Source organism: Actinomadura fibrosa (genome assembly GCF_900659615.1).
GTDB classification, from domain to species: Bacteria; Actinomycetota; Actinomycetes; order Streptosporangiales; family Streptosporangiaceae; genus Spirillospora; species Spirillospora fibrosa.
In genome coordinates this window covers 1-9071 of record NZ_CAACUY010000313.1, presented here as the reverse complement: position 1 = coordinate 9071, position 9071 = coordinate 1, and the positions used below count along the sequence as shown (strand labels likewise).

Sequence of the window (9071 nt, the reverse complement as noted above, 5' to 3'; positions counted from 1 at the left end):
CGGGCCGGGTGCGACCGGCCCGGGTGCGGCGGGCCCGGCGGTCATGGCCTCGCCGCCTCCGCCGCCGTCCCCGGGCGAGGCGACGGCACCCGGCGGTGCGTCCGTCCGGTCCGGGCGTCCACGCCGCGTGCTTCTCCTCATCGCGATGGCCGCGGCCGCCCTGCTGGTCATCGCGGGCATCGCCGCGTCCCTTGTCCTTGCCGGGGGAGACTCCGACGAGAAGACCGCCGCCACCCGGCCCGCACCTCCCGCACCCTCCGGGACGGCCGTCCCGACAGGCGCTCCGACCGGTGGTCCCGCGCCGACGGGCGGCCCCACGGACGCCCCGACGCCCGCCCCGTCCGGCGGTCCGGGCGGCACGCCACCGGTCACCGGGCAGCCGGGCACGCCCGAGCCCGCCGCCCCCACCGCGCCGATCGGCCCGGTCGTGGAGGGGGACGGCGTCACCTACCAGCTCGTCCAGCAGGACGAGGGGTACTTCGAGGGCAGGTTCGTCATCACCAACCGCACCTCGCAGCCGATGCGGACGTGGAAGCTCACGTTCGACGCGTCCGGCGCCGACGTCAGAAACATTTGGGGCGCGCGGCTCGTGCACGGCGGCGCCCACCCGGAGATCGAGAACCTCGCGGGCGCCGCGGCGATCCCGCCGGGCGGCACCTGGGAGGTCCGGTTCGGCGCCGCGGGCACCGCGGCCACCCCGCGGAAGTGCCGGGTCAACGGCACGGCATGCGGTCTCTGAGGCGCGTACTAGGCTCTCGGACATGCGTATCGCCAGGTTCGCCACCGACGAGGGCATGTCCTTCGGGGTGGTGGAGGAGAACACCGTCGCCGCCATCGCGGCCCATCCGTTCGGAGACCTGACCTTCACCGGGCAGCGGCTCCCGCTCGCCGACGTCCGGCTGCTGGCGCCGATCCTGCCGAGCAAGGTCATCGCGATCGGCAAGAACTACGCCGACCACGCCCGCGAGATGGGCGGCGAGCCGCCCGCCGAACCGGTGATCTTCTCCAAGCCGTCCACCGCCGTCATCGGCCCCGGCGAGGCGATCGCCTACCCGCAGAAGCTGTCCGAGCGCGTCGACCACGAGGGCGAGCTGGCCGTCGTCATCGGCCGCATGTGCCGCGAGGTCCCGGCCGCCCGCGCCGCCGACGTCATCCTTGGCTACACCTGCGCCAACGACGTCACCGCCCGCGACCTCCAGAAGAAGGACGGGCAGTGGACGCGGGCCAAGGGCTTCGACACCTTCTGCCCGCTCGGCCCGTGGATCGAGACGGAGGCCGACCCGTCCGACCTGGCGATCACCACCACGGTCAACGGCGAGGTCCGCCAGGACGCGCGGACGTCCCTGCTGCTGCACGACGTCCCCACCCTCGTCGAGTACGTCAGCCAGGTCATGACCCTGCTGCCCGGCGACGTCATCCTCACCGGGACGCCCGCCGGGGTCGGCCCGCTGGAGATCGGCGACGAGGTCGCCGTCACGGTCGAGAACGTCGGGACCCTCACCAACCGCGTCATCGCCCGCGACTGAAGCATCGTACGGCGTCCCTATGCTGTGGGGGCGCCGTACGGAGGGACATGCCATGACGTTCAGCGGCTTCAGCGAGCGGTCGTTCGAGTTCTACGAGGGCCTCCTGGCCGACAACAGCAAGGCGTACTGGACGGTGCACAAGGAGGACTACGAGCGGCACGTCCGCGGCCCCATGAGCGAGCTGCTCGCCGAGCTGGAAGAGGAGTTCGGCCCAGGCAAGCTGTTCCGGCCCTACCGCGACGTCCGCTTCAGCAAGGACAAGACCCCGTACAAGACCCACCAGGGCGGCCACACCGGGCAGGGGTACTACGTCCAGATCGACGCCGACGGCCTCATGGTCGCGGGCGGCATGTACGCGCCCACCCCCGAGCAGCTCCGCCGCTACCGGGAGGCGGTCGGCTCGGACACGTTCGGCAAGGAGCTGGAGGCCATCGTCGAGGAGCTCCGGTCCGCCGGCCTGGAGATCGCGGGCGACCGGCTCAAGACCCGCCCGCGCGGCACGCCCGAGGACCATCCGCGCCTCGAACTGCTGCGGCACCGCTCCCTGTACGCCCACCAGGGCTGGCCCGCCGACCCCTGGATGCGGACGCCGGAGGTCGTGACCCGCGTCCGCGAGTCGTGGCGCCGCCTGCGCCCGCTGGTCGAGTGGGGCGACCAGCACATCGGCCCGCCCGACTTCACCCGCTGACCGCGCCCGGGGCCTCTCGGCGCCTCGGGCGCCCCGCCCGTCTCCACCGCTCCGGCAATCGTTTTGGCTGCGGTCCCACAGTCCGGTATTCTCTTCGAGGCGCGAGCGACCGGCCGGAGACGGCCGGAGGCTCGTACCGCACTGGGGTATGGTGTAATCGGCAGCACGAGTGATTCTGGTTCACTTAGTCTAGGTTCGAGTCCTGGTACCCCAGCTCCGTCCGCGTCAGTGGACAGGCCCCCGTCGTCTAGTGGCCTAGGACGCCGCCCTCTCAAGGCGGTAACGGCGGTTCGAATCCGCTCGGGGGTACACCTTTTCCGCGGCCCCAAGGCCGCTTCCTGCTGCGGCCGGTTTCCACTGGACTGACCGTTTCCATAAGGACGTTCCCCGTTACGGTCGGCTGCCGTCCCCGTCGTGGTTCCGGTTCCGGAGCCCGGAATTCCGCTCGGCCGGGGTCAGCGTCAGCCGGGAGCTCAACCCGCTGACCGCCATGATCCGCCGCAGTGTCGGCCGCGGGTTCCGGATCTCCAGGGCCCCGCCGCCCCGCGCCATCTCGCCGTGCGCCCAGACGAGCGTGGCCAGCCCCGACGAGTCCGTGAACTCCACCGCGGACATCTCCAGCACCAGCGTCCCCGGCCTGCGGTCGTCCAGCGTCTCCAGGAGGTACGCGCGCAGCCGCGGCGCGGTCGCCACGTCCAGGTCGCCGGCCAGCCGGACGACCAGGACCTCGTCGTCGAGCACGCCGGAGATGGCCAGCGGGGGCAGGGTAGTCATCGCTCCGCTCATTTCGTAGGGACGGCACGCGGCACGACCGCACGCCGTGCGAGCACAGAAGGTCCGGATGGCCCGGAAGGGCGACGAGGCACGCGGGAAGTCCGTGCCCGGTACGTCCGGCGCGCGGCGCCGGGGGTTCTCAGATGGTGCGGGCGCTTACGGCCGGCCTCGCGGCACGGCGGTACGGCCGCCGGATCCCGGGCAGTACGGGAGCGACGTCAGCAGCACGACCATCACCTCCGAACACTCGACGGTTTCCTACCCTTTCGGCCCCTGATCTAACGGCCGGACGAAACGTGCGACCAGGGTCATAGGTGTGAGCGCCGCCGCTGTCGGTGAACCGCCGCGTCCCCGCGCGGGCGCCGCGCGAATCCTGGTCGAGGCGGGCGCCGGAGTCCGGTAGGCTGGGCGAGGCCCGAGCGGGAGACCGCGAAGGCATACGTCCTGCCCCCGTCGTCTAGTGGCCTAGGACGCCGCCCTCTCAAGGCGGTAACGGCGGTTCGAATCCGCTCGGGGGTACGCATCGACCGCAACCGGCTCAGCGAAAGCACCGGCTGCGGTTTTTTGTTTTCCCCGGCGTGCGAAGGCCCCGGCCCCTCCGGGACCGGGACCTCCGGTGGTCACGAGCGGGCTGGTTCCGGGGGACGGGCGGGCGCGGCGGCGCGGGCGGCGAGGCGTCCGGGCCACCAGAAGCGGCGTCCGACGTCCAGGGCGAGGGCCGGGACGATGACCGAGCGGACGAGGAAGGTGTCCAGCAGGACGCCGAGGGTGACCAGCACGCCGATCTGCACCATCATCGTGACGGGCATGAGGCCGAGGACTCCGAAGGTGCTGGCGAGGACGAGCCCGGCGCTGGAGATGACGCCGCCGGTCAGGCCGAGGCCGCGCAGCACCCCGGTGCGGTGGTCGGAGCGGGCGGCCTCCTCGCGGACGCGGGACACGAGGAACAGGTTGTAGTCCACGCCGAGGGCGACCATGAACAGGAAGCCCATCAGCGCGACCTGGACGTCCAGGGCGGGGAACCCGAAGGCGTGGCGGAACAGCAGCCAGGCGGCGCCGAGCGCGGCGAAGTACGACGCGACGACGGTCGCGACGACCAGCAGCGGCGCGACCAGGGCGCGGAGCAGCACCATGAGGACGAGCAGCACGACGCCGAGGACGAGGGGGATCACGACGCGGCGGTCGTGCGCCTGCGCGTCGGCGAGGTCGAGGTCGGCGGCGGCTCCGGCACCGACGAGGGCGTCCGGGGCGCTCGCCCGGACGGCCCGGACAGTGTCCGCGGCGGCGCCGCCGGACGACGAGGCCAGAACCACCTCGGTCCGGGTGAGGCGGCCGTCCACGGACGGCTCGGGTTCACCGACCCCGGCGACCCCGGGAACCCTCGCCACGGCGGCCAGCACGCCCGGGGTCGCCGCGCGCTCCGACACGACCTCGATCGGGCGGGACTCGTCACCGGGGTAGTGCGCGCTCAGGAGGCGCCCGCCGATGCTGGAGGACGGCGTGGTGGTGAGGAAGTGCTCGCGGTCGAGGCCCGTGTGGGCGCCGAGCAGCCCGGCGGCGAGCGCGGCGAGGACCGCCGTACCGCAGACCCAGACGAGCCGGGGACGGGCGGCGACGCGGCGCCCGACGCGGTCCCACAGCGTGCCGCGGGCGGGCGGCGCGTCGCCGTGGCGGGGGATGCGCGGCCAGAAGACCCAGCGGCCGAGGACCACGAGCAGGGCGGGCAGCAGCGTCATCACGACGGCGAGACCGCCGAGGACGCCGATCGCGCCGACGGGGCCGAGCGCGTGGTTGAACCCCATCGCCGCCGCGAGCAGGCACAGCAGCCCGAGGCAGACGGTCGCGGCGGACGCGGTGATCGGCGCGGCGGCGCGGCGCAGGGCGGCCCGCATCGCCTCGTGGCGGTCGGCGGTGCGGCGGAGCTCCTCGCGGTAGCGGGCGAGGAGCAGCAGCGCGTAGTCGGTGGTGATGCCGAACACCAGCGCGTCGAGGATGCTGGACGTCCCGTCCGCGACGTAGAGGCCGGCGTGCTCGGCGAGGAGGTAGACGACCGCGCCGGTGACCTGGAGGGAGACCGCCGCGGTCAGGAGCGGAAGCAGCCACAGCACCGGGCTGCGGTAGGTGAGCAGGAGGACGGCGGCGACGAGCAGCACCGTGACGAGCAGCAGCGCCTTGTCGACCTTCTCGAAAGCGTCGCCGACGTCGAGCGCGGCGCCCGCGGGGCCGGTGAGGCGGACCTGGAGGCCCGGAGGAGCGTTCCGCTCGATCTGGTCACGGATCCGCCCGGCGTTGTCCGCGAGGTGGTCGTCGTCGGCGAGCGGGACGGTCAGCATGAGCGCGCGGCCGTCGCGGGACGGGACGGCCGGCGCGATCGGACCCGCCGCGACGGCGGCGAGGGCGCGGCGGTCGGCCTCGGCGCGCGTCCGGTCCGCGGCGGTGACGCCGGTGTCGCGGACGTAGGCGACGATGCCCGGCGCGAGCTCGCCGCCGGGGAAGCGCGCCGTCAGCTCCTCGACCCGCGTGGACTGCGCGCCGCGCGGCAGTTCCGCGGTGGAGTCGTCCTGGACGGCGCCCGAGAGCCGGCTCGCGTTCGGCGCGGCGACCAGGACGATCGCGACCCAGAGCAGGAGGATCGCCCATTTCGCGTGGCGTCCCGCCGGGAGCCCGGCGAGTTTGCGTGGGAGCAGCACGAGGTGCTCTCCTTTCGGTGGGGGTTCGTGTCGCGGTGAACACGCCGATGGCGTGGTGACTCGGGCTTCCGCCCGCCCGGGTCGCCGAGGGGCAACTCGGCGACCCGGGCTCTAACTTCCGGCCTCGTCCGGGTCCGGGGGCCCGGCCTCGTCTGGGGCCGGAGGGCCTGCCTCGTCCGGGTCCGGAGGTTCGGCCTCGTCCGTGATCTCGGGGAAGGCCAGGAACCTGACGACGAGGGTCCGCGCGTCGGGCGGCGGATCCTCGTCGGCGTTCTTGTAGCGGTAGAGGAGCGCGATGTACTCCTCGAAGAACGGCCGGAGCTGGTCCGGCGTCAGCGTGACGGTGGAGAACGAGAAGAGCAGCGCGTCCGCCCACGGGCCCAGATCGTCCCGGACCCGCTCGAAGCGGGCGAGCAGGTCGAGCTCGTTCGCGAACTCCAGCCGGGTGACCTCCCCGACCGCCTCCCGCATCTCGGGGCTCTGCCGGGAGTAGGGCGGGAGCCGCCGGTCCGCGGGGACGTGCCGCCACCAGCGCTCGCGGCCCCGGCCGCGGCCGGGGACCTCCTCGATGAAGCCGTGCTCGGCGAGCCGGCGCAGGTGGTAGCTCGTCGCGCCGGTGCTCTCGCCGAGCTCGCGGGCGAGCGTCGTGGACGAGACGGGCCCGCGCCGCATGACCTCCGCGATCCGCTGCCGCAGCGGATGCGCGAGGAGCCGCACCTGGCGCGGATCCGTCATCTCCACGGGTGGTGACTGTTCCGTCATGCCCTGGACGCTAGGCTGTGCAAAGGTCCTTTGCAACGCTTCTTGGCAAGGTTCACCGGACGGAGGGAGAGCAGCCTGGAACCCCCATCCCGCAGGGTGAGGCGGCGCCTCCCCCGCAAGGCCGAAGGCGGTGAAAGGGAAGGCGCCCAAGGAAAGGCCCCCGGCACCCCATCGGGGCGCCGGGGGCTCGACCGTTCGTGAGCGTTGGCGAGCCGTCCGTCAGCGGATGCTGAGCAGGCGGAACGCCCGGTAGCCGCGCTGGCGGCTCACGGACCAGACGTGCTGCCGCGGCCCGGACTGGCCGCCCGCCTGCTCCCAGACGACGGCGGGACCGCCGCGCCTGCCCTGCCAGCGGACGAACAGCGCGATGTGGGCGTTGTCGCCCGGGCCCCTGTAGTAGGCGAGCGCGTCGCCCGCGGCGAGCGAGGTCTTGGCGATCTCGCGGGACTTGCTCTGGTGGTGCCCGAGCGGGGTCAGCGCCGGCTGGGAGCTGCCGACGGTCAGGTTGCCGACGTTCCAGGCCAGCGACACGTAGCCGGAGCAGTCCGCCCGGAACGTCCCGGCCCGGCAGGACGTCCGCCTGCCGCTGGTCGTGTAGCAGGTCGACTGGGAGTAGGGGATGTTCGTCTTGTTCAGCCACCACCGCGCCCGGGCCATGACGGTCGCGCGGGTGATGGTGCCCGGCCGCCCGGCCTGCCCGCCGGCGCCCCCGCCGACGGGCGTCGCCGCGGCGGCCGGGCGGGCGGTGGCCGCCGCGCCGCCGTGGGTCAGGAACGGGACGGCGGCGAGGGCCGGCGCGGCCACCGCCAGGCCGAGGGCGAACACGCGGATGCGTTGCATGGATCGGTGCCTTTCGGTCTGCTTCCGGGGGACGGGCACCGATTGAACGGGCGCGTCACCGCAGGCCACAAGGCGAAAAGTGTCCGGGCCTGTCCGGGATGGTCGGAACCGGCCCGGACGCTGGTCAGCGCGGTGTAGAAAGGGCGGTCGACAAGGCCCCGCGCGGTGCGGATCCGGAGGGCAGGCATGAGCGAGCTCGATTCGGACGGTCTGGACGGCGTCCCGTCGATCGACGCTTTCGTGGCGCGGCTGAACGGCTTGTGCACGCGGTCAGGGCTCAGCCTGCGGCGCCTGGAACGCCGTGCGCGCGCACTCGACCTGCCCCGATGGCTTCCCAGCTCCACCGTCAGCGACGTCTTCCGCAGGCCGGAGCTGCTGGCGGGCATGCCGGACCGGCGCGAGTTCGTCGAGTCGATCCTGCGCTGCTGCGACGTCACCGAACCCGCACCCTGGCTGGCGACCCTGGACCGCCTGACCACCCCACCCGAGCCCCTGCCTCAGACCGCCTCGGATACAGCGCTGCCCGCTCCGGCTCCGGCGCCGCCCGGCCCGACGTCGCTGCCCGCCGCGACCGCGCCGCCGCCCGGTTCGGCGTTGTCGCCTGGGGCGGTGCCGCCGCCATCCGCGGGCCGGGCCGGTCGGTCGCGGCGTGTCGTGCGGGCGGCGATCGCCGGGGCGGCTCTGATGGCCGTGGCCGTCGGGGTGACGGCCGCCGTCTGGCCGTCCGGGGCGGGATCCCGTCCGCGGTCGGCCGGTGCCGTTCCGCAGGCCCCGGCCTGCGGTGCCCGGCCCGCGAACCTGATCGACGCGTCCACCCTCGTCGGAGAGTCGGCCAAGCGGGAGAACCCCACGCTCGACTTCGGCTACATGCACGGGTCGGCCTGGTACGAGACGCGCGACGGCGCGACCTACTACTGGGGGCGGGGCAGCTCGGAGACGGGGACGGGCGGCGTCCGCCTCGACTGGCGGATCGGCGGCGGGCCCTGGCATCCCTGCCCCGCGCCGATCATCGGGCCGGGAACCCGGGACCGCCATGTCCGCACCCCGGCGATCAGGAAGGTGGTGGACGGCACGGACGTCGTCGTCCGCGTCTGCCTCTGGGCCGACTACCCGCAGCATGACGAGAAGTGCACCCGCCCGCTCTGACCAGAACGCCGGCCGCGGTCAGAACCAGGCTTCGCGTTCCGTGTACTCGCGGAGGCGGGCCAGGGCGTCCGCGAGGGACAGCGTGGCGACGGCGATCGCGTCCGGCCCGCCGGTCTCGTCCGGTTCGCCGGTCTCGGTGAGGACGCCGCTGTCGTCGACCGTGCAGGTGCGGCCGTGCGGCCACGTGCCGAAGACCAGGCCGACCAGGCCGTGCGCGGGGCCGCGCCGGATGACGGGCACGACGACGTCGTCGTCCTCGCCGGGCGTGGAAAGCCAGTAGGTGACCGGACGGCTCTGCCCGCCCGTGGGGCTGAGGTCGGGGTTGGCGCGCTCGGCGTCGGCGACGAGCATCTCCAGTTCGAGCTGCTCGATCGCCTCCTCCAGCAGGTCGCAGACGTGGAGGCGGGCGTCGAAGGCGGTGCGGAGCGGGCCGGTCAACGCGTCCCCGAACAGCCGGTGCAGCTCGCCCCGGGTGAGGACGATCTTCGCGTGGGGTCCGTCGCGGGTGAGGAGGTCCACGAGCACGGCGCGCATGAAGCCGTCCGCGCCGGGTCCGACCACGCCGAGCCCGGACGGGTGGGCCAGCTCCGACGCGGTGGCGGTCGCGTCGGCCGGCGCGGCGGGCGGCGCGGCAGCGGGCGCGGT

General features: G+C 73.9%; 9 protein-coding genes and 3 tRNA genes. 7 read left to right on the top strand and 5 right to left on the bottom strand.

Translation table 11 applies throughout. From position 1 onward, the window contains the following. The 5 genes from E1300_RS44285 to E1300_RS44265 all read left to right on the top strand — a co-directional run. Positions 1 to 739, top strand: a 739-nt coding sequence (locus E1300_RS44285; RefSeq protein WP_207400319.1) for a cellulose binding domain-containing protein, incomplete at its 5' end; no start/stop codon positions are given. 22 nt (positions 740 to 761) lie between these two features. Continuing rightward, positions 762 to 1526: a fumarylacetoacetate hydrolase family protein gene (locus tag E1300_RS44280; RefSeq protein ID WP_131763272.1), complete on the top strand. Its 765-nt coding sequence runs from the start codon at positions 762 to 764 to the stop codon at positions 1524 to 1526. Between the two features lie 52 nt (positions 1527 to 1578). Continuing rightward, a complete protein-coding gene (locus E1300_RS44275; protein WP_131763271.1) occupies positions 1579 to 2214 on the top strand; it encodes a DUF2461 domain-containing protein in 636 nt (211 codons plus the stop codon). 142 nt (positions 2215 to 2356) lie between these two features. Then, positions 2357 to 2428, top strand: a tRNA-Gln gene (locus E1300_RS44270). A gap of 22 nt (positions 2429 to 2450) precedes the next feature. After that, positions 2451 to 2523, top strand: a tRNA-Glu gene (locus E1300_RS44265). An 81-nt stretch (positions 2524 to 2604) separates the two neighbouring features. Here E1300_RS44265 and E1300_RS44260 read toward each other — a convergent pair. Then, complete coding sequence (locus E1300_RS44260) at positions 2605 to 2988, bottom strand: STAS domain-containing protein (protein WP_165503269.1); 384 nt, start codon at positions 2986 to 2988, stop codon at positions 2605 to 2607. Positions 2989 to 3434: 446 nt separating this feature from the next. Here E1300_RS44260 and E1300_RS44255 point away from each other — a divergent pair. Further along, a tRNA-Glu gene (locus E1300_RS44255) sits at positions 3435 to 3507 on the top strand. Between the two features lie 101 nt (positions 3508 to 3608). Here the strand turns inward: E1300_RS44255 and E1300_RS44250 are convergent. From E1300_RS44250 to E1300_RS44240, 3 genes are all read right to left on the bottom strand, one after another. Then, positions 3609 to 5678, bottom strand: coding sequence for an MMPL family transporter (locus tag E1300_RS44250; RefSeq protein WP_131763269.1), 2070 nt, complete (start codon positions 5676 to 5678; stop codon positions 3609 to 3611). 111 nt (positions 5679 to 5789) lie between these two features. Then, positions 5790 to 6440: a winged helix-turn-helix domain-containing protein gene (locus E1300_RS44245; protein ID WP_131763268.1), complete on the bottom strand. Its 651-nt coding sequence runs from the start codon at positions 6438 to 6440 to the stop codon at positions 5790 to 5792. A gap of 219 nt (positions 6441 to 6659) precedes the next feature. Beyond that, on the bottom strand, positions 6660 to 7280 hold the full coding sequence (locus tag E1300_RS44240; RefSeq protein WP_131763267.1) for a hypothetical protein: 621 nt from the start codon (positions 7278 to 7280) through the stop codon (positions 6660 to 6662). Positions 7281 to 7466: 186 nt separating this feature from the next. On the opposite strand from E1300_RS44240, the gene E1300_RS44235 reads away from it, so the two are divergent. Next, entirely contained in the window at positions 7467 to 8426 is a 960-nt protein-coding gene (locus tag E1300_RS44235; RefSeq protein WP_131763266.1) for a hypothetical protein, read from the top strand. Positions 8427 to 8444: 18 nt separating this feature from the next. On the opposite strand, the gene E1300_RS50835 is transcribed toward E1300_RS44235, so the two are convergent. Beyond that, positions 8445 to 9071, bottom strand: a 627-nt coding sequence (locus E1300_RS50835) for a hypothetical protein (protein ID WP_207400318.1), incomplete at its 5' end; no start/stop codon positions are given.